At 51.1% G+C, this 25,130-nt stretch carries 26 protein-coding genes; 4 read left to right on the forward strand and 22 right to left on the reverse strand.

What is annotated here, in order from left to right; translation table 11 throughout:
* The first annotated feature begins 32 nt into the window (after positions 1-32).
* The 3 genes from DCC81_RS03710 (at position 33) to DCC81_RS03720 (ending at position 1,935) form a co-directional block, all read left to right on the forward strand.
* Complete coding sequence (locus DCC81_RS03710) at positions 33-476, forward strand: MauE/DoxX family redox-associated membrane protein (RefSeq protein ID WP_108685240.1); 444 nt, start codon at positions 33-35, stop codon at positions 474-476.
* An 88-nt stretch (positions 477-564) separates the two neighbouring features.
* Positions 565-804, forward strand: a complete 240-nt coding sequence (locus DCC81_RS03715) for a hypothetical protein (RefSeq protein WP_108685241.1) — start codon at positions 565-567, stop codon at positions 802-804.
* A 72-nt stretch (positions 805-876) separates the two neighbouring features.
* Positions 877-1,935 (forward strand): hypothetical protein, encoded by a 1,059-nt coding sequence (locus tag DCC81_RS03720; protein ID WP_108685242.1) that lies wholly within the window; start codon positions 877-879, stop codon positions 1,933-1,935.
* Between the two features lie 139 nt (positions 1,936-2,074).
* On the opposite strand, the gene DCC81_RS03725 is transcribed toward DCC81_RS03720, so the two are convergent.
* The 22 genes from DCC81_RS03725 to DCC81_RS03835 all read right to left on the reverse strand — a co-directional run bounded on the left by DCC81_RS03725 (position 2,075) and on the right by DCC81_RS03835 (position 24,348).
* Entirely contained in the window at positions 2,075-3,385 is a 1,311-nt protein-coding gene (locus tag DCC81_RS03725) for a TlpA family protein disulfide reductase (RefSeq protein WP_108685243.1), read from the reverse strand.
* A gap of 41 nt (positions 3,386-3,426) precedes the next feature.
* Positions 3,427-4,815 (reverse strand): RagB/SusD family nutrient uptake outer membrane protein, encoded by a 1,389-nt coding sequence (locus tag DCC81_RS03730; protein WP_108685244.1) that lies wholly within the window; start codon positions 4,813-4,815, stop codon positions 3,427-3,429.
* A gap of 11 nt (positions 4,816-4,826) precedes the next feature.
* A complete protein-coding gene (locus DCC81_RS03735) occupies positions 4,827-8,048 on the reverse strand; it encodes a SusC/RagA family TonB-linked outer membrane protein (protein WP_165806425.1) in 3,222 nt (1,073 codons plus the stop codon).
* A 275-nt stretch (positions 8,049-8,323) separates the two neighbouring features.
* On the reverse strand, positions 8,324-9,517 hold the full coding sequence (locus tag DCC81_RS03740) for a FecR family protein (protein WP_108685246.1): 1,194 nt from the start codon (positions 9,515-9,517) through the stop codon (positions 8,324-8,326).
* 84 nt (positions 9,518-9,601) lie between these two features.
* The gene (locus DCC81_RS03745) at positions 9,602-10,132 is read right to left on the reverse strand and encodes an RNA polymerase sigma-70 factor (RefSeq protein ID WP_165806426.1); all 531 of its coding nucleotides are present in this window, start codon (positions 10,130-10,132) and stop codon (positions 9,602-9,604) included.
* 636 nt (positions 10,133-10,768) lie between these two features.
* A complete protein-coding gene (locus tag DCC81_RS25345) occupies positions 10,769-11,167 on the reverse strand; it encodes a hypothetical protein (protein WP_133177533.1) in 399 nt (132 codons plus the stop codon).
* A gap of 150 nt (positions 11,168-11,317) precedes the next feature.
* Complete coding sequence (locus DCC81_RS03755; protein WP_133177534.1) at positions 11,318-12,316, reverse strand: hypothetical protein; 999 nt, start codon at positions 12,314-12,316, stop codon at positions 11,318-11,320.
* Between the two features lie 593 nt (positions 12,317-12,909).
* Positions 12,910-13,236: a hypothetical protein gene (locus DCC81_RS03760; protein WP_108685250.1), complete on the reverse strand. Its 327-nt coding sequence runs from the start codon at positions 13,234-13,236 to the stop codon at positions 12,910-12,912.
* A gap of 19 nt (positions 13,237-13,255) precedes the next feature.
* On the reverse strand, positions 13,256-13,810 hold the full coding sequence (locus DCC81_RS25790; RefSeq protein ID WP_317047836.1) for a TraM recognition domain-containing protein: 555 nt from the start codon (positions 13,808-13,810) through the stop codon (positions 13,256-13,258).
* Positions 13,803-15,257, reverse strand: coding sequence for a YWFCY domain-containing protein (locus DCC81_RS03765; RefSeq protein WP_240612880.1), 1,455 nt, complete (start codon positions 15,255-15,257; stop codon positions 13,803-13,805). The genes DCC81_RS25790 and DCC81_RS03765 overlap by 8 nt, the downstream gene beginning before the upstream one ends.
* Before the next feature lie 55 nt (positions 15,258-15,312).
* Complete coding sequence (locus DCC81_RS03770) at positions 15,313-16,830, reverse strand: relaxase/mobilization nuclease domain-containing protein (RefSeq protein WP_108685251.1); 1,518 nt, start codon at positions 16,828-16,830, stop codon at positions 15,313-15,315.
* The gene (locus DCC81_RS03775; RefSeq protein ID WP_108685252.1) at positions 16,815-17,216 is read right to left on the reverse strand and encodes a plasmid mobilization protein; all 402 of its coding nucleotides are present in this window, start codon (positions 17,214-17,216) and stop codon (positions 16,815-16,817) included. Before DCC81_RS03775 ends, DCC81_RS03770 begins: the two co-directional genes overlap by 16 nt.
* Before the next feature lie 207 nt (positions 17,217-17,423).
* On the reverse strand, positions 17,424-18,041 hold the full coding sequence (locus tag DCC81_RS03780; protein ID WP_108685253.1) for a hypothetical protein: 618 nt from the start codon (positions 18,039-18,041) through the stop codon (positions 17,424-17,426).
* A gap of 262 nt (positions 18,042-18,303) precedes the next feature.
* Positions 18,304-18,774 (reverse strand): hypothetical protein, encoded by a 471-nt coding sequence (locus DCC81_RS03790; RefSeq protein WP_108685255.1) that lies wholly within the window; start codon positions 18,772-18,774, stop codon positions 18,304-18,306.
* Complete coding sequence (locus DCC81_RS03795; protein WP_108685256.1) at positions 18,771-19,232, reverse strand: hypothetical protein; 462 nt, start codon at positions 19,230-19,232, stop codon at positions 18,771-18,773. The genes DCC81_RS03790 and DCC81_RS03795 overlap by 4 nt, the downstream gene beginning before the upstream one ends.
* A gap of 49 nt (positions 19,233-19,281) precedes the next feature.
* The gene (locus tag DCC81_RS03800) at positions 19,282-20,199 is read right to left on the reverse strand and encodes a DNA cytosine methyltransferase (protein WP_108685257.1); all 918 of its coding nucleotides are present in this window, start codon (positions 20,197-20,199) and stop codon (positions 19,282-19,284) included.
* Between the two features lie 425 nt (positions 20,200-20,624).
* Positions 20,625-20,924: a helix-turn-helix domain-containing protein gene (locus tag DCC81_RS03810; protein WP_108685259.1), complete on the reverse strand. Its 300-nt coding sequence runs from the start codon at positions 20,922-20,924 to the stop codon at positions 20,625-20,627.
* A 215-nt stretch (positions 20,925-21,139) separates the two neighbouring features.
* Positions 21,140-21,709, reverse strand: coding sequence for a hypothetical protein (locus tag DCC81_RS03815; protein ID WP_108685260.1), 570 nt, complete (start codon positions 21,707-21,709; stop codon positions 21,140-21,142).
* Between the two features lie 169 nt (positions 21,710-21,878).
* The gene (locus tag DCC81_RS03820) at positions 21,879-22,613 is read right to left on the reverse strand and encodes a hypothetical protein (RefSeq protein ID WP_108685261.1); all 735 of its coding nucleotides are present in this window, start codon (positions 22,611-22,613) and stop codon (positions 21,879-21,881) included.
* Positions 22,579-23,289 carry a hypothetical protein gene (locus DCC81_RS03825; protein WP_133177535.1) on the reverse strand — a complete coding sequence of 237 codons (711 nt, stop codon included), beginning with the start codon at positions 23,287-23,289 and terminating at the stop codon, positions 22,579-22,581. Before DCC81_RS03825 ends, DCC81_RS03820 begins: the two co-directional genes overlap by 35 nt.
* A gap of 9 nt (positions 23,290-23,298) precedes the next feature.
* The gene (locus DCC81_RS03830; RefSeq protein WP_108685263.1) at positions 23,299-23,631 is read right to left on the reverse strand and encodes a hypothetical protein; all 333 of its coding nucleotides are present in this window, start codon (positions 23,629-23,631) and stop codon (positions 23,299-23,301) included.
* A 30-nt stretch (positions 23,632-23,661) separates the two neighbouring features.
* Positions 23,662-24,348 (reverse strand): hypothetical protein, encoded by a 687-nt coding sequence (locus DCC81_RS03835; protein WP_108685264.1) that lies wholly within the window; start codon positions 24,346-24,348, stop codon positions 23,662-23,664.
* Between the two features lie 399 nt (positions 24,349-24,747).
* Between DCC81_RS03835 and DCC81_RS03840 the strand changes: the two genes are divergently transcribed.
* Positions 24,748-25,047: a hypothetical protein gene (locus DCC81_RS03840; RefSeq protein ID WP_108685265.1), complete on the forward strand. Its 300-nt coding sequence runs from the start codon at positions 24,748-24,750 to the stop codon at positions 25,045-25,047.
* Positions 25,048-25,130 lie beyond the last annotated feature (83 nt).

Consider the following 25,130-nt stretch of genomic DNA (forward strand, 5'->3'; position numbering starts at 1 on the left):
GCCCTGATAATTCATTGCCAAATTTATCCGCCATGAAAAGATCAACGATAACAGTGTGGCTATCGCTATTCTTTGTAGTCCTTTTTACGTATGCCGCTGCCATGAAGTTGCTAACGTTCGCCCAATTTAAATCGCAGCTCGGGCTTTCCCCGCCGCTCAGCGCTTACGCCAGTTGGCTGGTAGTGATGGTTCCTGCTTTGGAGCTGGCCAGCGTCGCTGCGCTGCTATTTCCAAGAACGAGACTGCTTGGCTTTTATGGAGTCTTTAGCCTCATGGTCATGTTTACTACATATATTATCATCATTCTAAAGTTTAGCCAGTATGTGCCCTGCAGCTGCGGTGGCATACTACAGGACATGACCTGGCGACAGCACCTGGTGTTTAACATTGGTGCTACGATACTGGCCGCCCTCGGCGTGCTGGCAAGTCCTTCTTGGCAGGGCCATCGTTATGTGCTTGGCTCATGGCGGCTTTGATAGTCTCCATGGCCGGTGACTCCCCTCATTACTTGCATTAGGATCCTAAGCATAAACAAAAAATTGTTCACCTAAAAAATTTAAGAGAATGAAAAAGCACAATCTGTTTTTCGGCGCAGCCGTTGCGGCAGCTTTACTCGGAGCGGTAGTGACCAATGCCCATTCCAGGTTTCTGGATGGCTTCCAACAGAGTCCTGGCGCTTGTACGGCGGTATCCAACATTCCGCCCGGCTGCAACCTGACCAGCGGTACTCCCTGCACGAATTTGTATTTCAACAAATCAACCTCTAATCCTGCACAGTGCGTGGATCAGCGCTTCCACATTTAGTAGGCCGGTTTTTTAATTCCTTATGTCGGCTGGCAGTTTTTACACTGCCAGCCATTTTAATTTTGTTCCAACATGAAAGGCAGAATCAAAATTCTGGCAGTGCTCTTTTGCATGGCGGTCGGTGTGCCGGCAGTACTCAACGGGCTCTCCAGCTGGAAGACCCGCGTTAGTGGCGCCTTTCTTCGCGCCTATCCTCCCCATCTACTCACGGCCGGCCGCTCCATCAATCTGGGTGTAAATTCTTACTATATAGCGGGTGCCTCCGGGCCTTACCTGCTCCTGGGCAATTATACCAACCCCCGCGTTGCCTTACGCGTCAGGACGGGCGTAATGGACACGATGGCGGTGGCACTTGCCTTCCCCGCTGGCAAAGCCCCCTCACTGGCTTCCCGGCTATCCGTTGCAGGACCGTCGGCCTTTGTAACAGATGGCTTGCAGGGCGCGGTCTACCAGGCAGATGCTGGGCAGTTACAATTCGCTACCAGCGGTAGCCTCAGCGCCTATGGCTTTAACCAGGCGGCCGTTTTTGACGGGACCCATATTGGGCTCAGGCGATATGACCCACTCCGGCACCAGAATATCCTGAGCCTATATGGGCCAGGCCGTGGCCAGGTGACCGATCACGCCGAGCTACTCACCAAACAAGTGGACGGCGTGTTTTGCACGGAAGGTAAGCTGCTGCATTCAACGGATCCTGCGGTGTTTATCTATGTCTACCTGTTTCGCAACCAATACCTGGTGATGGATTCCAGTCTCTCCCTACTTTCCCGGGGCCATACTATCGATACCAACAGCGTAGCAAAGATCAAAGTGCAGACCTATGCCGATAGTACCCGCAGCCAGTTGGCGGCTCCGCCGGTGGTCGTCAACCGCCTGGCGGCCGCCGCACAAAATCATTTGTTGATAGCCAGCGAAGTGTTGGCAGATAATGATCCGGACCAGGTGCTGGATGGCGCCGCCATTGTGGATGTTTATGAGCTAGGTAAGGGATACCGGGAGAGCTTTTATCTTTCCAAACAAGGTCATAAAAGGCTCAGTGATATGTCCATTTACAACGGTGTGCTTTATGCGGTTATCGACCAGTACCTGTATTCCTATGCCCTGGCGCCCACCGTGCTTGCAAACAAATAGACCACGGCACTGCTGCCGTGGCCTATAAGTGGTTTTGAACTACCAGCCCCTATGCGGATACTGGCCGGTCGCCACCGTTTGCGACCGTCGATATAAAATAGAGCCTATCTTCTCACAACACCTGCGGCGGGGACCTGCATTAATCCGAGATCACAATGACCCGCATGGGTGTTGTTGATAAGGTAAGGGATAGCCCTGCGGCCTTTAATCCGGCTTTAAGTTTTTCAAAACTCCCGTCAAAGGGAATGCTTATCTGTAGTCCCGAAAGCCCGCCCGTGCTGTCGATAATGGGCGGCTGCAGGGGAAAGGCGCTATACAGCCGGTAGGTCAAATAATCGGACCCCACGCCGGAAAGGGCAATCTGGCCGACGTCGCTGTTGTCTTCAGGTTTTTGGTCCCGCCGGCTTCGGGGTATTTTACGCTCGTCCGCAACCGTGAGCTTCCAGCAAGGCATGGGTCTTGTCTGGATGGAGACGTGGTAGTTAAATACCGCTTGCAGTTGCGCCCTCATTACCGCCTGCAGGCGGGTGGCATTGGTTACACTGTCGGGAGCGGATTGAAAGTAGTAATAAAGCTGGTTGCTATCCTGGCCGTCGCTGGCAGGACGGCGGTGCGTTTGAAAGATGGGCACTGGCCATAATTTTCCGTAGGAGTTGGCCACGCCAGCAACAGGATAATAAACCAAGGTGTCACCATAGGCCAGGTAGTAGAGCTTTGATAGTGGAGCGCCGGCTACGCGGATCGCCTGGCCCGGCATATGGGTGGCAATCATGGTGGGTATGTAATGGCCCATGGCGGGTGTCCACCGCGCCAGGTAGGAGGCGGCAATGGCGCCGGTCTCACTGGCCGGGGTGGGGACAGCGGTTATTTGGGTGACCCGCTGGTCGGCCTCGTTTTGCTTTCTGCGCTCCGCCACAAAGGAGTCCAGTGCGGCCACGGGGGCGCCGGCCAGGAAGGCCCTGATATTTTCACGGGATAGTAATGTCCTTCCTTGTGAAAAATAACGGATGATTCCATGGCGATCTATCCAGGTATGTTGTCCCAGCGGAGCGCCTTTACCTACCAGTTGTTGATACAAGATCGTGTCCTTCGGAAAAGGCAACGCCATGAAGGGCAAATAGCCGTTGGATCGCAGTCGGTCTAAAAGCCGGTTGACCGTTGGCTTCAGTTCCATCGCTACGGCAATGATCTGCAGCTGGTCTGCGAATTCATGCTGCAGGGAATCCAGGTAGGGCATCTCCGCGATGCAGGGAGCGCAGTAGGTCGTCCAAAAATCTAAAATGACTGCCTTGCCTCCTACTTGATCGGTACGAAGCTGGCCCGGACTATAATTGAGCACTTCAGTAAAAGTGTAAGCCGGCAGCCGGTCTCCCGGTTGCAGTTGCTGGCCCCTGGCTCCTATTTGGTAACAAACCAGCAGCAGTAATATGGTGGCTCGGAAATAAGTCATGATCAAAATTGTTTGAAGGCGGGCCACGCTGCCCGCCTTTGTTATTGGTATCCGTCGTTTTGGGATAGGTGGGAATTGTTAGTGATCTCTTTACGTGGAATCGGATAAAGATCAGCGCCTGGGCTCCATGGCTTGCCTTTGGTGGCGGTAAGTACCGATGCGGTAAGAGATAGCCTTTTTAAATCCAGCCAGCGGTGTCCCCATTCACAGAAAAGTTCCAGCTGCCTTTGGCGTAGTAATTGATTGCGGGTGGCGGCGGGATCATCACTGGAAAATGGGCTAAGACCTGCGCGGTTACGAATGGCGTTGATATCGAATACTGAGCCAGCAAGGTCAGACTGCTGTAGCCTTGCTTCGGCCCGGATTAGATAAAGCTCACCCAGTCGCAGTACGGTGGTTTGTTCGGGATAGGCAGTGCCGGCGGTGATGGTTTGAACTTTATACTTAAAGGGGAAGTAGTAAGTGCCGGTGCCATCCTGGTAGGAGCTTATCCAGTTCTGTTTGCGGAGGTCTGCCGCCTCAAAGCTGTCAAGGAGTGCAGGTCGGAGCGCCTGGCTGCTGGGGGCAGTGGTCAAGATATTAAAGTATCCGTCATAGGTAGGCGTGTAGGGAGAAACTGCGGCTAGTTGCCAGATGGCCTCTTGGCTTGATGGCGTAAAAACCAAGGAGAGATCGTCTTCTAATCTAAACAGCGAATTACCTTCCAGCAGCCGGCTGGCGGCTGCTTCGGCCGCTTGCCATTTACCGGTGTAAAGGTAGACCCTCGCCAATAAGGCGTAGGCTGCCCAGCTGGTAGCTCTTGCCCGGGATCCGCCGTATGGATCGTAGGTGGTCGGTAGCTCGGTGGCGCTGCTTTCCAGGTCGGCGGTGATCTGCGCGTAGACGGAGTCCGCTGGGCTGCGGGCCAGACGGTTGTTGGTCTGGTAATCAGTGGATAGCGCCAGCGGCACGGGCCCATAAAAGTTTACCAGGTAAAAATAGCAGAAGGCGCGGATGAATTTGGCCTCCGCGCCAAGGCGGGTCTTGACAGGAGTGCTCACGCCGGTGGAGCGACCCAGTCCTTCCAGCACCGCGTTAGTCATGTAGATGTAGTTATATGCCTCGGACCAGAAAGTGTAAACGTTGGTGTTCTGTGCGTTCAGGCTATTGGTATAAAGCTGCACCTGCTCGGCGGTAGGTGCATAGTTGATGTATTCATCGGCAGAAAGGCCGGCATACAATGTAATATGCCAGTTGGCAAATCCGGGGCTTTCCATCATTTTACTATAAATGCCATTGACAGCAGCTGCCGCCGTGGCTTCGTTGTCATAAACCGTCTGGCTAACCAGTTGCGTTGGCGGCGGTCCCGGGTCCACAAATTTTTTGCAGCCGGTTGCCAGTGGTATGGCTAGTGCGGTCAGGTAAAAAGTTATAATGCTTCGATGGTTCATGTTCGTAGGTTTTAAAATGTGACTTTAATGCCTGCGGTCCATACTTTAAGTGGTGGCAGGTATATCATGTATTGGGTTTCTGGGTCCATGCCTTTAAAGCCAGTAATTGTCAGCAAGTTTTGTCCCTGCACAAAGACCCGAGTAGCTTTTATGTGGAGCCGCTCACAGATGGGGGTGGATAGACTGTAGGATAACACTAGGTTTTTCAGCCGGATAAAGGAAGCGTCGGAGATGGCATTGTCGCCATAGTACACGGCGTTGCTAAAACTGTTATAGGCATCACTGGCGTAGTCCTGCGTGAAACGCTGTACGGTAGTATGGTCTCCCGGGTGTTGCCACCTGGCAAGCACCTCGGTGGGCTGGTTGCCATAAAATCCAGGCGCGGTGAAGGCTGTGCCGAGATAGTTATACCCCGTCTGTTTTACAAACTGGAATAAAAAGACAAGCGACCATCCCCCGTATTGTAGGTTGTTTTCCAAGCCACCGTACAAGCTCCTGCCGACACGTTTGGAGGTAACCAGATCGGCCGGATAGGTTGGATAAAGGGTAGCCTGCCCGCCTGCGGCGCTGGCAAACTGGTAGGCGCCTGTTGTCGGGTCTACGCCCAGGGAGCGGTAGAGGGGTTTGGTGTCCAGTGATTTTCCGATGATATAGGAAGTGGCATAGGAGGAACCCTCCAGTCCCGGGAAAGCCACGAGTTTATTGGTGGGGATGGTCAGGTTAAAGGAGGTCTTCCAGGAGAAATATTTGCCAGAAATATTTTGGCTTGTCAGTTCCATTTCCCAGCCGCTGTTGCGGATCGTAGCCGGAAGGTTATATTGAACGCTGGTGAAGCCGCTGACGGCAGACAAGGCGTAACCTACCAGTTGATTGGAGCTTCGGTTGTTGTAATAGCTAAGGGTGTAGTAAACCCTGTCTTTGGCAAAGCCCAGTTCCAGGGCTACTTCCAGCTTCTTGTTGGTCTCCCAGCTGTAGTCGGGATTTAGGAGCCGCACCGGGTACAGTCCAGGGCCTCCAAGGTAAGGCCTGGCGGTGGGTTGATAGGCATCCAGGTACACGTAGTCGCCGATCTTGTCATTTCCGGTCAGGCCATAGCTGCCCCTAATTTTGCCGAAGCTCACCGCAGGCGCCAGTGCCGAGGCGAAGGCTTCCTTGCTAAATACCCAGCCAGCGCCCACGGCGCCAAAGTTGGCAAATCGTCGGCCCGGCCCGAACCGGCTGGAGCCATCGCGCCTTCCACTCACCGAGAGCATGTATTTGTCCTGCCAGTCATAAGATAGCCGGCCGAAGAAGGCGTTGTACCTGTACAGGTACCCATCGTTGGCATCCACATTGAGTGTGGTGGCTGCCTTGATATTTCCCAGCAGGGCGTCACCGGCAAAGCCGGTAGCAGATATAGACTCCGAAGCGTCGCGTGTCGATTGAAAGGTAGCACCGGCCAGTGCATGGAGCAGGCCGCCGGCAATACTGCGACGGTAGTGAAGTTGTGGTTCCAGGTTCCATGTTTTAACGCTGTGATGGGCGTAGGTAGCGCTGCCGGAGGTCAGACCATATCCTGGGTAAAAGGTGGAGAGGGGATAGAGCTTTAGTTCATCTACCAGCATTTGGTTGTAGCCGCCGTCCACCTGTAGGCGCAGGCCTTTAAAAATCCTATAATCGAAGGTGGTGGTGGCAATCAGGTTGGAGGTATGCACTTGGTAGGGCTGTTTGAGGGCAGCGTAAGGATTCATAAAGGCGCCCCCGAGCCAGTTGAGCGCACCGGTGGAATCGTAGATAGACGGAGCATCTGGCGGTAAGTTGGCGATCAGTGCCGTCGGGTCGGTGGACGGCAGGTGGTTGGTTTCATCCAGATACATGGCTGAAATACTGGAGCGTAGTTTCCCATCCAGGCTGCTATGGCTTGCCTGAAGGTGTGCCGACCCTTTGTCGTCTCTGAAGTTTCCAGGGATGGGCGGCGTCTCCCGGATAAATCCTCCACTGAGCAAGTATTGGGTTTGTTTACTTCCTCCGGCTACCGACCCGTTGATATTGGTAATGGAGGAGTGACCGCCGATGAGTTGTTTTTTCCAGTCGGTGTAACACGTGGTGTCAAAGGTGCCGTTGATATCATAGTCATAAGGTTGTGGGCTTGCACCATCGTTGGCAAATGCTTCATGGCGCATCTGCAGGTACTGGGAGGTGTTTAGAAATTGCAAGCTTCGCGTGATGGCCCCGATGCCGGTAAAGGCGCCCAGGTCCACGCTGGTGGAGCCTTCTGTGGCCTTTTTGGTAGTGATCATCACTACGCCGTTGGAGCCCCGTGACCCGTAGATGGCCGTAGCGTCGGCGTCCTTTAGCACGGTGATGCTCTCGATGTCAGCCGGGTTGATTGCCGCCAAGGGACTAGAAAATGGTAGCACCGGCCCGGATGTACCCGAGGCTACCAGCGAGGTGGAAGGAAAGGGTACTCCATCCACCACGTATAGCGGGTCCGTTCCACTCGATAGACTGCTTTGGCCGCGAATTTGTACTTTAAAGCCAGCTCCCGGTAGTCCTGTGCCTTGCGTAATGGCAAGGCCTGGTACATTGGCCGACAGTGCAGAGAGGACATTGGTGACCGGTTGGCGTTCCAGTTGGTCCGTAGTCACCTGCGAGAGGCCGGCTGTGTTGGCCTGCCGGGTGACCTTTCCATAGGCAATTACAACGCTTTCATCTAGTTTTTTGGGCGATAGCGGAAGCGTGATATACAGCTGGCGGCTGGTAGAGACCATCTCTGTACTTTCATGGCCCACTGCACTGATCTGCAGGACAGTGCCGACGCCATGATGATGCAGTATAAAAAAGCCCTTTTCATCCGTGATAGTGCCATTGGTAGTCCCCCTCACCCGTATGGATGCCCCTTCCAGGGGGCCCTCTGGCCCATGAACGAATCCAGTCAGATCGTCTTCTAAACCAGCAGGTGTTTTGGATTTGCTTTTGACTACAATGGTCTCGTGAACAATCTTAAAGGTAATGGGCTGGTCCTTAAAACACAGGTTCAGTGCCTTGTCAAGGGAAAAGTCCTTTATATCGATTGTTACAGGCTTACAGCCGATCAGCAAACTATCATCGTACCAAAACCGGTACTTACACTGGCTTTCGATGGCTTTAAACACGGTGCCAATGGGCGCTTGTTTAAAGGAGAGAGAGATTTTTTCCTGTGCCTGGCTGCTGGTGCTGACCAGCAGCACTACAGTGGTCATTAAGAGGGCCATCCATCGTAGTTTGGCCCGGGGTTCGGAGCGGGTAGGTGCAGGTAGCGGCTGCGGCCTACCTTGGCCGGTCGCAATCATTTGCATAGCTTTGTTTCGTTTTGGGTTAACAATGACAGTCCTGGGACGATTGTACTAACACCCATCACGTTCGGATCCCGCTTGCATCGGGGTCCGTTTTTATTGATGTCCGTCGCTGTCTTTCGACGGTGGTGCTAATTAGTTTTTGGGTAGGTTATCTGGCCATTCACAGGAATTATTTTGAGAAGCGGTCGGGTCTACTCTTTTTTAGGCGATAGGGTCAGTGTTTTTCCATTTAAGGTGACGTCTAAGTCGGTTGCTTGCATAACACTGAGCATGACTGCGGCATCATAGGACCGCGGGAAAACACCCGTAAAGTGCCGGCTGCCAATTCCTCCCTTTAGGACAGCATGGATATCGTACCATTTCTCCAGTTGGTACATGATGGTTGCCATATCCGTACTCCGAAAATCAAACAGGCCGTTTTTCCATGCTACCACAGCAGTGGTATCTACCAGCTGCTGGTGCAAGGCACCCTTTGCGTCGATACCGACTTGCTGACCTGGTTGCAATACCTTACTGCCGCCGGTAGTACTGACTTGTACCTTACCACGAAGCAGAGTGATGGTGGAACTCGGACGGTCGTTGTAAGCGTTGACGTTAAAGGCAGTGCCCAGCACGGTCGTCTGACTCGTGGCGGTGGTGACAATAAAGGGTTGGTGAGCCTTGGCGGCCACCTCAAAGAAAGCCTCACCCTGGACCGTCACTGATCTGGAAGAGGGTCCGAAGGCCACCGGATAGGTGATCTTTGTATCGGCATTGAGCCAGACCCGTGTTCCATCTGGCAGCTGCAGCCGGTAGGTCCCACCGCGGGGGGTGGATACCGTATTATATCCACTCCCTGCCGGGCCGGCGTCGGGTAGGGCCTGATAGGAAAGCAGACCGGTATCTGGGGTTGACAAGTGGCTGGAGCCCTGCGTGAGCGAAAGCGGGCGGCTGCCGTTTCCAAGCGACAAGGTGCTGCCATCGCTCAAGGTAAGGGTGGCTTTTTGAGAACCTGGAGCGATATGTAAGGAATCGGCATTTTGGGGGATTACGGCCATTTGGGACTGCGCCTTTTTTGAAGGAGCCAGGTAAAAAAGCAGCATGGCCAGGACGAAAATGAGGGAGGCAGCGCCTGCCCAGTATTTAGGCCGCCGGTACCAGACCACTGCGGCCCTGGTGTGCTGGCTGGCGCCTTCCAGTTGGATAAGGGACAAGGCTTTGCGGGCTTGATCGGGTGTTGAGCCGCCTTTAAAATACCCGGAGGCAAATCCCTTGTCGATGAAGGCTTCAAACTCGACCTGATAAACGGGATCCTCTGCGGCGGTGAGTAGTTCTTGCAATTCTGCTCCTGACAGTTTATCATCGTAGTACAGCTGCAAAAGGGCTGTAAATCTTTCCTTTGTCATGATGGTAAATTTTGGGGCGATGGCACTGCCACCAGTATATAGATAACCTGGAGGGGCGGTGGTAGGGTGCCAGTAAAAAATAAATTATTTCAGCAGCCAGGCCATGGCCAGGGGAAGCAGGTAGGTCTGATACTGGGAAAGGAATTTGCGGATAGAAGCCAGCGATTTGGAGATGTGTTCTTTTACGGTAGGCACGGAGATGCCCATAATGCGAGAAATGTCTTTGTGGGCCAGTCCCTGGTCCCGGCTGAGGCGGAAAGCCTGTTGTTGCTTGGGCGGCAGCAGCGTAATAGCTTGCTGGACGAGCTGCTCTTGTTGGCGTCCCATAAGCAGGTGTTCAGGGTCTGGGGCGCCGGTGGGTGGCACGCTCATTTGTTGTCGCTGGTATTTTTGGAGGATGGTCTGTTTTTTAAACCTGGCGACGATCAGGTTGCGGGCGCAAACAAATAGGTAGCTGGAAAGGTTTTCGATCATCTCGGTCTGGTGCCGTTTTTCCCATAAGGTGACAAATACCTGCTGGCAGACATCCTCGGCGGCGGCTTTGTCCTTAAGTAGTTTACTGGCCGCGGTAAAAATGCTATCGTAATGATAAAGGAACAGGGTTGAAAATGCCACGGCATCATCTTGGGCTAACCTAAAAAGAAGGGCTCTTTCATTATATGGTAGGGGGCGGCTCATGGACCGTAAAAAACAATGGGTTGAGTCGCCCAATTTAAGGGTTTATTGGTTCATGACCATTTTTTTAGCAGGATTCCTCATCTATTTGACCCGGTTCTGCACTATCCATACCCATCGAACGCCTTCAAATCAGCCGAGTGACAGGCGATAATAAAATATTGCTGCTCGGTGGCATTTACGGGAAGTGTGGCTTCTAATAATGGTGGAGAAATGCTTTGTTGCATTTTTTCAAACATAAGGACAAGTAGCGCCCCGGGCTAAACTTTATCCGTTTTGTTTTTGCCAAAGGGAACTTTCAGAGGTTACCCAATACTCACCGAGCCGGATGAGCCGTCCCCTTTGCAGGTATAAAACGGCCCTCCAGCCGGGCGAGATTTTAATCAACCTTCTTGGATTCGAAGGTCGTTTTGTATATCCTGTTTGTTATTCAAGGATGTTTCAATTGTTAAAAGCGATGTGTGTAATTGCTTGTTTACGCAGACGGGCATCCAGCACGGAAAACGCCAGGGTTGACCTTTGAGCTATATTGCAATTTTGATCAAGTTATACGGTTCAGGGCCCTTGGATCAAGAATTAGTACGCATTCTTCATATTTTTTTGAAAAGTAGAGAATTGTACACGTGCAATGGAATCTAGGGATTTGCTGGTATAGAATTCCAGCGCCTGATCGATTACCAATTTCTTTTGTTGGAGATCCAAAATCGGAGAAGGCTTTATTTTTTGATAATATGCTCGTCCCAGGCTATCTGCTTGTCGTATCATACTGTAGTCTCCCAAAAGGTCCGTGTTAAGTGATTCCGAAACGTCTTGCTTCATTATCGTAGAGTCATGCGCTTTTAGACACCCTATAAAGGCGGTATTTTTATACGCTGTTATCCAATTGCGCTTTTCCTCCCTTGGAGATGGTCCAGTTCGTGTGGACGAACATGCAAATAGTAGTACGGAAAAAGCTAATAAAATAATGTTTTTCATGTTAGTTAATTTAAGGCCCACAAATAAATAAAAGCTACACCATCGGCGAAATGGCAACCACGCTTACAAGTCGAGCCATCGAAAACATCCGCATGGCCGCTTGCTCCAAAATGAGCAGGATAGGCAGGTCGCATGATATATATTCCTTTTTTACCTTGGGATCATATATTGGGTGCCAGCAGGAGGCGGTGTAGTTGGCATTGTATAATTAGGATCAGCATTGCAGCTAACGGGTGGGTAATCGGTAGATACGGATCCCCCTGCTGGGACGCCTCCCCCCGGGCCGCCTGGATCACTACCACCACCTCCGACTGGGGGGACGACGGCAGGGTCGCAATGCCATTCGGTATAATATCTAAGGCTTGTGGTACCGGGGGTTGGTGGGTTGTCGCAAGTACATTTTGAAATCTGGTCATAGGTGTGTCCTGCGCAACTACAGGTAGTGCCAGGAGTGGTTGTTACAGTTACATAAGTAGTAACATCACATTCTGGGCCCTCATCGGGATTGATTATAACAGGGGTGGCGTCGTCAGTTTTCATGGTGTTAATACTCGTTTTCTTTCGGTCATTCGTCGAGGTTCCACTTGTGTCACGCGGCAGAACAGATTGGCTCACTTGGAGGCCATCTGCAAAAAAATACCTGCTCTTTTTAGTGCCGTCTAAATTATTGACCACAATGTCACCGTCGAATGGCCTGTCTACGAGAGATGATAACCATTTGGCAGAGGGTTTTAAGACGACCCATTCGCTAATAACCTGGTTGTGCTCGTCTTTGTACATCATCAAGAAATTAAGGAATCCGTAAGGGACCATCTGTTTGTCGTTTACCACCGTATACACGTCCTTGCGGTACAGAGGTGCCAGGACTGCATCAAAATTGCTTTTTAGTACCCTTGTTTGAGCGCCATCCCATTGTGGAGATTGTTCGCCCAAACTGGTATCGGCTTCTTTATAGGCAGGGGAGGACTTTCGAGCGCTTTTGCCGGCACCAAAATGGGTGGCATAAAATTGCCTCGCTTCCTCGATGGATAATGATCTGCTGCCGGAGCTACTCTGAGGTATAATCTCTCGTTTACATGACGACAGGTAAATGAGCATAGCGGCAACCGAAACTACTAGCATACCCAAATAGGTAAGGTTCTTTTTCATAAAAGTTCAGCTGTTTGAGTGGGGTGAGAATTTTGTTAATAACAACGCGGTTAACCTATTGATGGCTTTATTTAGGCCAGAGATAAAAACGATTGTAATTGAAAAATGAACTTAATTCCGACAGCCAAACTATTACCGGCTAGCGTAGAAGATTTTTCGTGAAAGAGGTCGATGCGCTTTCCTCTCATGCCACGGTACAGACGGATAACTACTTTTTGGACTATACGATTCAATAATACCAAAAATGACCATAAAAAAGCAAACATTTTTTTATTCCGTGTTGGACGAAGTGGCTTAACAGCTATTTGTCCTGATCCAGCACAGGGAAAATGAAGGCGAGATTACCTTTTTTAAAGAGCCTGCATGGCCTTATGCATTCTTTTTTGAAGGTACACTAGTAGGTGTACGGTAGCGCAGTCTTGGCATGGCCCTACAGGCTGCCATCGAAATTCTCATGGAATAATTGATCCTATCCTTCTTCCATGCCATCATACTCGATAGAACGCCTCCAGGTCGGCCGTGCTCCAGCTCAAAATTGGTTAGAAACAGCCCAGCAGCCGGGTGAGATATTTTTACTGTGTCGCCATCCCCCCTTATACGGATGGCCCTAAAACGTAGGCGGCGGCTCCCGGGATACCAAAGCCGACATGGACGTACTGGCAGTCAGCCATGCCGATTAGGATGGTCGCTTCTTCTAAAAGCCGGCCAGCTGCTTGGGCGCTGGGGGAATCCAGGTCAAATCCATGGGGCATGATGGCAAAGCTGGCCAGCCGGCCAGCCAGGCTATTACAGACGGGAGAAAGCAACCGGACGTAGTCGGGGCCTTGGCCCCAGAGGAGTCTACGAAGCTGTTCATGAAGTAGGTGGATTTCGCCGAGGCCTCCGATGGCGATGATGGCATTATGTTGGAAAGTGTTCATGGCAACGTTTTTTGCTTGTTTAGGATGGTTTGGATGGGTCCACAAAGAGCAGGTGCGCAAGGTTGGGATCACTCTTGATGCGCTCCATTTCTGACTGGACAATGTCAAATACTTCGTTCTTTATGGTGATGAAGTGGTCTTGTACTTCCTGGTCAGTGATGTTTCTTACTTTGGGTAAGGGTTTGTATGCTTTCTCCTGCGCGTTGATGGCCGGAAAGTCCAGGTCCAGCCGGCAGTGAAAGGCTTTGTATTTGATACGCTGATCGGGGTTGTCGGCTACCATGCCGACGAACTCTCCGGAGGACAGGTTGGCGATCCTGCTGGGGGGCACAGCCAGGTCCAGCTGCGTATTACGGGAAACGGAAGTATCCTGACGGTTAATGGAAACGCTTTCTCGCTGTTGGACGATCTTTCCAATGCGGTCGCTGACAAGTTTGGCAGTATCGCCCACCGCCTGGCCGCAGAAGATATTAGAACAAATGTTCATGATCACTTCTGCCTGTTCGCGGGAATAGTCTTTTTTGAGCTGCGCGTAATCCTGGATGGCTAAAATGATGGCAACGCGGTTATCGATACCCGCGAGCGATCGCTATTAAATTTTCTATCCCATTCCAGAAAATGGAAGAAAATTCGTCACAAATGATTCCGCATTTTTCCATGCCTTTTTTTGCGACCAGTCGACCCACGCGGGTAATGTATAATGAAAGTACTGCACCATAGATTTGGACCTTGCTCGGGTTGTTGCCCACCGCTACGATTTTGGGATCATCGGGATTATTGATGTCCAGGCTGAAGTCATCACCACTCAAAATATAATAGAGCTGGGGAGAGGTCAGGCGGGCCATCGCAATTTTTGCACTCGCTATCTGCCCCTCGAGTTGTTCGAGCGCTCGGTGTTGATAGGCCGACGCGAAAACATTGACGAGCCCCTCGATGGTTGGCTCAGACTGCAGCACCGGGAAGAGGTCATCGTATGGCATGCCCATAAGTTCGATCACATGCGGGAGTGTACAGAAGGCGCCATCCTTGTATTTGCGCAAATACCAAATGCAGGCGGTAACAAAGTTGATAGCACTCTCCACCCAGAAATCCCCAATTTTTTTTATCCACTCGCGGTTTAAACCCAACAGGATGGTACGGGCGGCCTCCGATGCATCCGTGATATCGAGCATGGTGGATGGCTCCAATGGATTGCACCGGTGGGAAAGGCTCAAATCGTCAAAGTTGACGAAGTAGAAGGCAGGCGGCTTTCTGAAATTGCCTTTATACTGCAGCATGGCATTATAGGCAATAAGAGAAAGGTCGGGGAACTTGAAATCGTATAAAAAAAGACAGTAGCCCTTCTCTATCATTTGGTAGATAGAGGGCCGGATCAGTCCCACGGACTTGGCCGCGCCGGGTCCGCCAATTATCAAGGAGGCACGAAACGGATTGACTACCGAAATCCACATCTTCCGCAGCTGGCCTTTCAGGTTATAGGTAGCCGGAAAGTTTAGGCTGTAGGGGTTGTCGAGCCTTTCTTCCTGTTGGGGGAAAGACTCATTTTCTTCATTAAAGACGTCTTTGCCCAGGTTGATCTTGATGAGGCGGGACACTTTGGCACCACCGGCTAAAATGAGTATAAATCCTAGTCCAGTGGCAAGGATATAAATGACGGCAAGGTCAGTGGCTGCCAGCGTCAAATAGAAAAGAAAGCCGCTACCGAAATAAAGCGCCAGCCCCGCGACCAGGTATTGGATAATGGTTTTACCCTTGATCTTTTCCTCTTTTTTGCCGCGCTCTCCCACCAGGGAAATGGCAAGAATACCAAGGGCCATCGCTTTGCTCAGGTGCAAATTGTTAAACAGGCCGGTATTACTAAAACCGGTCAGCATGTCATGGACGATGCGGGTGGTTAGGCCCCACTGGTCAAAAGCGCTATAACAAAAAATATAAAAATGGAGTAGTAGTAATACTACACTTGCCTTTCTGAGCAGGTCTATGGTCGACCTGAGTGCTTGTTGATTTTCTCCTGAATCCATATTTGACGTTTTTTCATTTTCACAAATGAGGTGTTAGCAGGCGCACAGCGGCGCCTTACGAGCTTTTCTTCTTTTTCTTTTTGCGGGCTTCCGCCAGCAGTTCCCGGGGTAGGTAGGAGCCGGATGGCCCGCCCTCGAACATGGCTTCCACTACGTGATCGATTTGGGTCTGTAGCGTAAGGGGAATAGTAAAGTCGGTAGCCGCTGCTTCCATCCGGCCCAGGAAGGCGGAGTAAAAGGGCAGTCCTTGCAAGACCCGGATAAGCCGGGAGGTCAGTTCGGGAGAAAGACTGTTTGCTTTGAAATAGGCGTTTAGCTTTCCGTCAGCCGGTGTGTAGGACTGGGGCTCGGTAGAAATGTGGCCGAGCCGGTAAACACGAGACCCATCAGGACGCTGGACGGCCGATACCATGAGCCCTTGTTTGGCCCATCGCGCCATCACTTTGGGCAGGCCGCCAGTGTAGTCGGTGTTTGCCAGGATGTTTTGAACGAAATGTTGATTGAAGGCAATTTCATCAGCAGGGCCGGTGGCAATCGAAGCGAAGACGCTGGCGGCGCTGTAGGCCAGTCCCAGCTCCGTACCTTCAAAGGCGCAAAAGGTTTTATTGTCTACGAAGGTGCAGCTGGGCCCACCGGTAGTTTGATCTACCCCGATGTGGACAAAGACCCCGTCGGTTGCAAGCAGGTTTTTAAGTTCGGCCAGGTCCCTACCCTTGCGCAGTGCATGGTCCACCACCCGGATTAGGCGGCCTTTGAACTTATCGCGGGTCGGGGCTTTCTTAACAAAGAGTTCCTGCAGTTTCTTTAAGGTCGGTTTCTCGTAGATGGTGCTGGCTTTAATGGCATTGCCAACGCGCTGTCCGGTGTCGTCTATCAACTGATAGGATAAGCCACCCTGCTCATGTGCTATGGATCCCGGTTTACCGCGATAGGCTGCTACGTTAAACTGGTGCAAAATGGCGTCTAGGCCTTCCAGGCTGCTGAACTTATAATGCCATATCGAAGACCGGACCACATTGGAGATCGAGGCCTTTGTTTCGGCTTTGCTGTAGGTGACCTTGGGGATGTCGATGGCCGAAAGCAGATAGGCGGACTTCTTCTCCTGGGCACTGGCGGCCACCAGCCCAAATTCCTGTTCCACGGCCATGCGGGCGGGCTCTGAAACATCGCGGCCGATATAGTGCAAGCTAATGCGGTCACCATCTGACTTTATATTGGTGGTGGCGACGTGAAGGTGCGGATGATGGGTGTCGTTGTGGCGATAAATGAGATAGGGTTGGTCCCCGAAGCCGATACGCTGCATATAGGACCTGGCAATGTCTACCATCTGCTGGTCTGAGAGTTTTTCGGATGGATGGAATGCCAGGGAAATATGGACGGCATTTGTTTGTGCGATCCTGTTACGGTCTTGCAGGTCGGTAAAGCGAAATAGTTTGCTTTTAAAGTCCAGCTCATCTGGCCTGCAGCCAAAACCTTCCGCACCTATGCAGGAGGCCTTGCCGGCTTTGACTTTATTCTCATTATAATTGAGAATGCCACGGATGGTCTTTCCCGGTTTTACTTTTGCAACCATTTTAAGGCCAGTTGAGAAATGAGTGGATATATCTTTTCGAGTTGACGTTGCACCTGTGAGATGGTGGCGTCGGCCTGCAGCAGCAGGGCGGCTTTACCCGGTTGGCCCTTGAGGCTATTGAGATGGCGGGTGACCTGGTTTAAATTATTGCCTATGGCCGAAAGTTCCCGGCGCAGTAGCACCAGTTCCTCCATGACCACGGCCAAAGACCCATCCTTGGTGTAGACGGTGACCGGCTCCTTTGCAAGGAGGGCCCGCAGCAGTTCACTCATGTTGCGATACCGGGTCTGCCCGATCAGGGAAGATAAGCGGGCAAATTCCTTTTCACTGATGCGAGTCTTTACGTCATGGACCAGCAGCTCCTTTTGCTTGGTTGCCTTTTGCATGGCAGGTAGATTTAAGCGGCCGCACTACAGGCGGCAAAAGGGACCCGCCAGGCGGGCCCAGGGCACATTTGTGCACAATCGTACATCTTGCTGGTCGCCGCTTAGACGGCCGACCGGCAGGGCGCCTCCAGGGCGCCCTGAGCAGAAAAAGATGGGATGCGTCGCCGGTAAGTGCAACGGGGGGGGCGCTCGGGGGCGGTAGCGGTGTTAATGCTTTTTGCCCTGCTGTGGGCCAGGCTGCACTGCCGGTTTGCGAGCGGGTTGCCGGGCTTTTTCAGGGAAGGCTTTGCGCAGGATCCGGAAGGGAATATTGACGTTAAAGATGCTGTCATCGGCATATAGTTTAGGGGCCACCTGTTTTTTTAAGATGTCCGTCAACTGCTTTTCTCCTTCGGGTGTTTCCAGGTAACTGTTCACTGCGCGGGGCAGAACGACTTGGTGAAAAGAGTCCTTTTTAGGGTCTCCATATAATATGGCGTAACGACTGCGGATGTTTTTTAGCATTTCAAAATGCTGCCGGTTGATGCTTTCAAAATGAGCCGCTACGGCCATCTCCACCGTCAGGGCTAAAGACTCCTGCAGATCACTAGCGCCGTTTTTGACTTTTGTCTTCTGGGCCTGTGCCTGCTCCTGGATAAATACCTCTGCAGCGGCTATCGCACCGATGTCGGGAGCGGTCCTTGGAATAAACCGGACACTTTGAGTGGCGGGATCGTTGGTGATAAAGGCAGCTGGCTTCCCGTTTAAGAAAAGTTCCGCTTCAAATTGCCCCTGCATTTGGTAAGGAGCGGCGACGGCAGTTATGTTTTTTACTTCAATTTGCATGTTTTAAAATTTGATGGCATTAAACAATTTGTGGTTTATCGGTCGGTCACGGCGAGTGAAACGGGTTGCTGGTTTCCTTATGTGGCGTCTTATCAAGGATGCTGCGAGGGTGCTGAAGGATCGTAGCTATAACCTGGCCGCCTTGAAGATGTATCGATGGTCTGGTTCCCATAACGATGGCTGGCTGGTTAGCATTCAGGTGGCAGACAGATAGAATGGTCTCTGGTCGGAGGCAAATAGAATTCGGTGGTAATAGCGCCATTTACTTTTTACGTCTGTTGCTATAATATCCACCCTTGATCTGGCGGCCAAGGCCGTCTTTTCTGTCCTGGTGCTTTTTACCTTCAATGAGAAAGAACGCCTTGTCTGAGGAAGGCAGTTTTTCTCCGCTTGACTTTTGCCAAACCAGTGGTTGTCCTGGTTTTGAGCTTAGTTCCATGATCATCTTTTGAAGAACCAGTTCACGGGTTTCCACCTGGAGGCTGTACTCAAATTGTAATGTTGCATGGCGGGCACCATACTGTCGCTGGGCATCCATGGTGATGGTAGATTTTTTGTCTGCAGGATCCAACGCGACACCATAGGGGGCCTTTTCCAGCAGTTGACCGTGTATTTTGGAGCGGAGGTTAAATAGGTAATCCTCTGAGGTGGTTCCGCCCATATCCAGGTATTTCTTTCCGACCAGCAGGACGGCTGCGATCTCCAGTTCAATCTCTATGTTTCTCGGCTTCATGGTTTTTTAGATCGGTTAATCGTTTGCGATGCGGACGACTTTCCTACCGGCGCCTTTGCCTTCACAGGTCGCTGCAGTAGCTGCGGCTTGGCAAACAGGGAGACAGCCTGGCTGGAATGAGGCAGCCCAGAGGGGTCCTGTAACTTGAGCGAAAGGGTTCGCTTGTTATAGTGCATCTCCAGCTGTGGAATAGCCAGGGTGCCGGCGCCCGCGTCAAAAAGAAAGTGTAGATTAAAAAGCACGATGTCCCTGTCCTCATTAAAAAAGCCCGTTGCCCTAAGTTGAAAGGCTACCGGTTCTTTATATGCGAGGCTTTCCCGTAGCGCAAGACTGAGTTGGTTACGTAGTTGCTGAAATAACCAGCCGGGTTTGTCCGGGCTATTAAGACTGGTCTCATCGAACCCTTTTTCGGTTAGCAGGTGTTGTGTATCCTCCAGTATATGATAAAACAGGCTCATGATAGCGTTATTTCAAAATGAGAAGCCAGCGGTTTGAGGGGATAGGCTTTTAGCGCGGCGACGGTATTTTACTGGCCGTTGATTTTTCCCAATTATCAATGGAGCGAAAAATCTGGAAAGGAAGTTCCGGCACGACGGCGCCACCTAATGCCTGGATGCTTTTCTGCCGCCACGCTGAAAAGGAGATACCGTCCAACTGATGGGAAAGCCCATCATCTCGGCCACAAACAGGGGGTTGAGTTGGCCAGGTTCGCCAATCAGCACGGGCAAATTTCGGAGTGTGTCTGCCCTTGACTTTCCGTCTTTCCTGGTAAGGGCCTGCTGACTCACGGTCCCTTTGTAATCTGTGGCGGTTGGCGTAGGCAGCATGCCCCGCATAGCCATCCTCGAAAGGTGTCCTGAAAAGGCCTTTACGTTTTTGCCGGGTCGCCCCCTTCCCCGTCGCGGCCGTACCAGCACCGCTCCTATGTCCTGGGGCAGCGGTGTGGGCAATAATGAAGACCCGGTTGCGGATGTGCGGCGCACCGACACCTGCAGCTGGAAGAACAACCGATTGTACTTCGTACCCCGCAGCTTCCAAGTCAGAGAGCACCTGTTCGAAGACCATTCCCCTGTCAAGACTAAGTAGGCCATGAACGTTTTCTGCCACGACCCATCGGGGTGAAATCGCGCAAATAACTCTAAGCATTGCCGGCCAGAGATAGCGGTCATCTGCAGTTCCTTTTCGTTGTCCGGCGACGGAAAATGGCTGGCATGGAAAGCCGCCTGAAATAACGTCAATTGCGTTGACATAAGGCTCAGGATTAAAGGTGAGGATATCGGTGTGTTTTGGGACCGTGGGAAAATGCTTGCGCAGCACGGTCAGGCAGAAAGGGTCTTTCTCCACCTGGAAGCAGTTGTCCCATCCCTGGGATGCGGCGGCAAGGTCAAAACCTCCCAGGCCGCTAAAAAGGCTACCATGTCTCATACTTGATCTTCGTTTGGCTCAACTGCTGGACACGCACACGGTACCTTAAAGAACAGGAATCGGCTTAAAGCACAAAAGGCCTTAGCCTTGGTGGTGATCACGGAGTTAGGATTTTAAAATTGCTTGGTTGCTATCTTGGCTTGCGGATCGATCTACGCTGAACGGGCGCAGCCACTGAAAAGGATTTTACCCAATTGTAGGCAAGGACCTTCCAGTTCCTTACGTGCTGGCCGGGATGAATTTCCCATTTGACCAGGCTGTAATAGTAAAAGAAGGCATCTGCGTGTTTCTGCTCAAGGCCGAGCCGCAAGAAGTACTTTACTACTTCCATCTGTGTGGGCCCATGGTGCGGTTGCGGATTGGTCATAGTATTAGTAGTGGATGTGAGTGGGTCGCAGGCGGAAACAGCCTGCCTTTGCCGGCGGCTATGACATTTCAGGATCGATAAAATACCGCTTTACCTCTGTTGCCAGGACGTAGGTTTTTCGCAGCTTGCGAATCACCCGGATTTTATTGTTGTTGACCATGTCATAGAATTTGGATTTTTTGATGTGCGTGAGTTGCATGAATTCTTCGGCCAGGATGTAATCAGCTTTTGGGCCGGGAGAGACACGGCTGTTTTTAAGTTCTGCAAGATCGCTTGAAATCTGGGCCAAGGCTGATTTTAGCGCGGTAAATTCTTCCGCTGGAACCATAATATAGGTCCTGGTGGTATCGATATCCATGTCATTTATTTCACAGGGACAAAACTACCAGCCGGCAGAGGGCATATATGTAACTTCTCCGTAGGTGGGGAAAATATTTATAACCGGTAATGAAGCGAGTGGGTAGGCAAGTCCGTGGCAAGAAAGGAGTAGGAAGCCAGGAAGTGATATCGCTAAAAAAACCAGAACACGTGTGGGCCCGTGTTCTGGTTGAATAAATGGGACCAGGATCCGTATTATTTGGAAAGGCGTTTCCACTGGATGGGAACCGCCGGCAGCTTTACTACGTGATCAGCCACCATTGCATAATTGATTGAAACCTGGCGCCGGGTATTTATCTCGTTAAACTCCGTCACCGATGGGCTTACTTTGGGAATACCGATGGAGAGTTGGCGACTGGCACCTGGCGTCAATTGCTGCTCTACGAATGTTAGCCATTTGTATCTTTTGTCGCCAAACTGCACGGAGGTAATATTATTAAACCCTTTGTTGATATCGGCGGTACCTGCCAGTTGGTCGGTGGTATGGATTTTATATTTGCCTCCTTTGTTATCGGTGAGCCCCAGCCCATCAAAGCCGCCAAGAACCAGGTGGACCCGAACTGGCCGGGAGTAGTGATTGGTAAAGTCCATCGTTACCTTTACCTGTCCGGTGAGCGGATCGCCGGTTGCCTGGACGTTGGATATCTGGATAGAGTCGGCCGTCTGGCCGGATGTCTGACCTTGGCTATAGGTCAGCAGCGAAGCAGCAGTACAACCGAGCGCCATAAAGGCCTGCCGCCAAAATGAAAAGACGAGTTTACGCATAGGTTTTCGTTTTGTCAGTTATTAAAAGTCGGGCGGTCGGGGAAGGGAAAATACATACTATTTGTAACCTGGACCAAAAAATAGCAGGATAGTTTAAGGCCAGCTGGAAATAGAAAAATGGGAGCGCAATCTCGCCGCAGTGGTTGTTAAAAGGGGCCGTGGCGGCTGCTTAAAACCATTTGGAGAATGCTTTAAATACATCGCTTCGGGGCTCTGAAAAATTATGCAGCAGTACGCCGAATGGGTCCTCCCACAAGATCATCAGCCGTATGTATTTGCGGTCGTGAGCCAGGAAATACTTTCCCATGATAGCTGCCATGGAGGATATCCAGATATGATACCATGTTTCCATCTTAAGATCGAAGGGGGTAGGTTTTGTGAAATAGATCACCAGCTCTCCTGGCTGGGGAAAAGCTACCGCCGGGTTGTTGCTAAAAAAGGCTAATGACAGACATAGATCATAGCCTGAGAGGCGCTTTTTTCTGAGTTGCTTAACGGAGAACCTGGAGCTGTAGACGGGGGTTAAAGAATCGGTGCCGTTGGTGAAAATAACCTGGACCGAATCTGGGGTGTGGTCAGGGGACTGTAGCGCGTATGCATTGTAAAGTTGAGCATAGCAATAACTGAGAGTGTCCAGCCGGGCCTTGCCTTTAGCGATGGCGGAATCTGATAGTCGCATTGAAATAAGGTCACAGCATTGGGATTGTTTTGCAGGATACCAGCCCAGGGGTCTTTCCCATAGTCCCTCCAGCATCCTTCGCTTTTCTTCATAGGTGAGCTTGTGATCGGAAAGGATCACGGCGCCCTGGGCCAGGGTCTTGTTGCAGGCGGCCACCACCAGTATTCCGGTTGTTAGGGCCAGGGTGCCCCTACGGGTAACTGCGAACAGCTTTTTTAAAGGCATGGGACAGTGGTAAATATGTTTGCGGAAGAATGGCGCCCTTGTTGTCTTTCCAGATGATCAGCAGCCGGGTAAAAGGGGTGGTTTCAAAAAAAAAGTGCTTGCCCACTACCCCTGTCAGGTCCCGCAGGTAAGCCTTGGCCACTGGGACGGTTCGTTTATTCCAGGCCTCTGGGTATTTGAGCCGCGCCACGATCTCGTCCTTTTCCATAAACGAGCCGAGCGCATAGGGGGACAGGTGCAGCAGGTAGGATAGATAGTTTTCTGTTTTGAGGTCGGCAAATAGTTCGCAGGGGATTTTGCAGTATCCGTTGGCTACTGGAATGGTACTATCGCTTTGCAGGCTCACGCTAACAAAGACGCTTTCTACGTTGTACTCGGAGTTGTGTGCGATGTAGCCCTGGTAGATGGCCAGCATACAGTCGATGATGGTATCATAGCTGTGTACCTGTTCACTGTCCGGCAAAACGAGCAGCATATGATCACCGGTCTGACCCGGCTGCAGGTCAGCGCAATAAAGATGCTTCTGCCACAAACGTTCGAGGATTTGGAGTTTAGCTTCCCGGATGGGTGGCCTGTAGTCATCCTGGGCGGTGGTGGTGCTGCCATAGAAGAGGGCCAGGAGCATGCCTGCGGTGCGCAGGTATTTTGACAATGATATGGAGATAACACTTTTCACGATTATTGGCTATTTTAAGGCAGCCGATATTTCTATAAAGCAGTTGTACGCTCCCACTCTTTGAACCGAAAAATTGACCAATGGTTCTTTTGCTTTCAGGCTATCAACAAGATCATTCAGGTTGGTGTTTTTTAGGTGGAGGGTTAGCGGAAGAAATCTTTTAACAACGGAGTCATCGCTGGCATACCAGGTAAACTGCAGGTATGTCTTTGCCGAATCCAGAAAGGTGGTTAATGGCATGTTTTTTACCTCCATCGTCATGGTTGCTGGGGGAATGGTTGCGACCTCATAGAATACAATGATAAGAAAAATGAGCCCTATAGCCCAAACTACAATCTTCATAAATGTGGATGATTTTGAGATAAGCAATGATTAAAGGAAAGCGTTTTCTTGTGCCAGGTAAGAGTTGTCTGTACGTGAAAAGGATTGCAGGACCGGCTGGCCGGTGCCATCTGACCAGGTAAAGCGCAGGGTCTGGATCCTACCGCTGGCGCCGTCAAAATATTTTGTAATGATCAGGCTAAAACAGAGGCCAATATATCCACAGTCGCTCATTGGAGAACGAACATCAATAGAGGGGGAGATATCTGCGTTTAAGGAAGCGGCCCTGGGGTAGACGATGTTGCGATAAGGGCAAAGGCTGAACAGGCCATAGACCTTGTCGGCTGTGGTTCTAAAGCTGGCCAGCAGGGCTGCCAGGCCATATCGTTTGCTGAAGGCGGGTTTTTTATCGGAGGATCCGTACAGGTCCATTGATACGGAGTCGGTGGTAGTGGAGTCAATCAGCCCGATGGAGGCCATAACCATGATGGCATTTTTGGCCAGTTGATCCAGCCGGCGACTGCTGATGCGGACAGCACTGTCAGGGAAGACGATCTTGTAGCCCACAGATTTATCCAAAGTGTCGTAGACCCTGGGGGTTGTTTGTTCCAGGGATACCTTCCAGATTCGCTTAAGCAGGTCTGTGCGCTGTGCCTGCTTTCCAGGGTTAGCTTGCTGGCCATGGACGATAGTAAAAGTCAGTATCACCCAACAGGATAATAAGGATATGGTTTTCATCTGCAATGATTTGGCAATCGGTCAAGACCGTGTTTTAGGGCACGGCACGCCCTGCCTGACCTCTTTAAAGGTGTGCCGTGCTACTAATCATAACCATAACCTAATATCTTATAAATTGGCCTGTAAACCCCTTGAGTTGCATGTGGGGCTAAGGACAATTGTTTTCTCATAAAATCCCCCGGAGGCCGGGGGAACTAATCTCGAGCTGTCACCGAGTCTTTAGCCGTCTTCGGGACGGCTGAAATCGCAATGTAGTACGCGTTCGCAAATACCCATGTCATAATCTTACGACACTAATTGGTAGAAAAGGAGCCCATCATGGGTCGATTTGGAGCCCAAATGATGAACAAAACCGCCCTATTTCATTGACATTCCAATGCTTACATGCATTTTTGATGAATGAACGAGGCAAAAAAAAGACTCGACAAAAATCTTGAAAAAATAAAATTAACCACTGGTCTGCTCCAAGAGGGCAAGATCGTTACCTTCTCAGGCATCTTCGTATACTCCAACAGGACATTTGTCTCCAAGCAGCTGGGCATGAACTATAAGCGTCTCGGTCGTCTGGCATCCAATCCGGACCCATTGCGCATCCGCGAGATCAGGGCTATCGCACGGTTCTTTAAAGTTCCTTCCAAAACCATTTCCAGCATCATCCTCAATCAACTGGAATCAGGTTCGACAAAGTTGAAAAAATAGGGCCTCATTTTGAGCGATTTCAAATTTTTTGCATATTTATGCACCAGTTTTTAGTGCTTCCTTAATGGATCGCGTGGGAAGGC

Origin of the sequence: Chitinophaga parva (genome assembly GCF_003071345.1) — a bacterium.
Classification (GTDB): Bacteria; Bacteroidota; Bacteroidia; order Chitinophagales; family Chitinophagaceae; genus Chitinophaga; species Chitinophaga parva.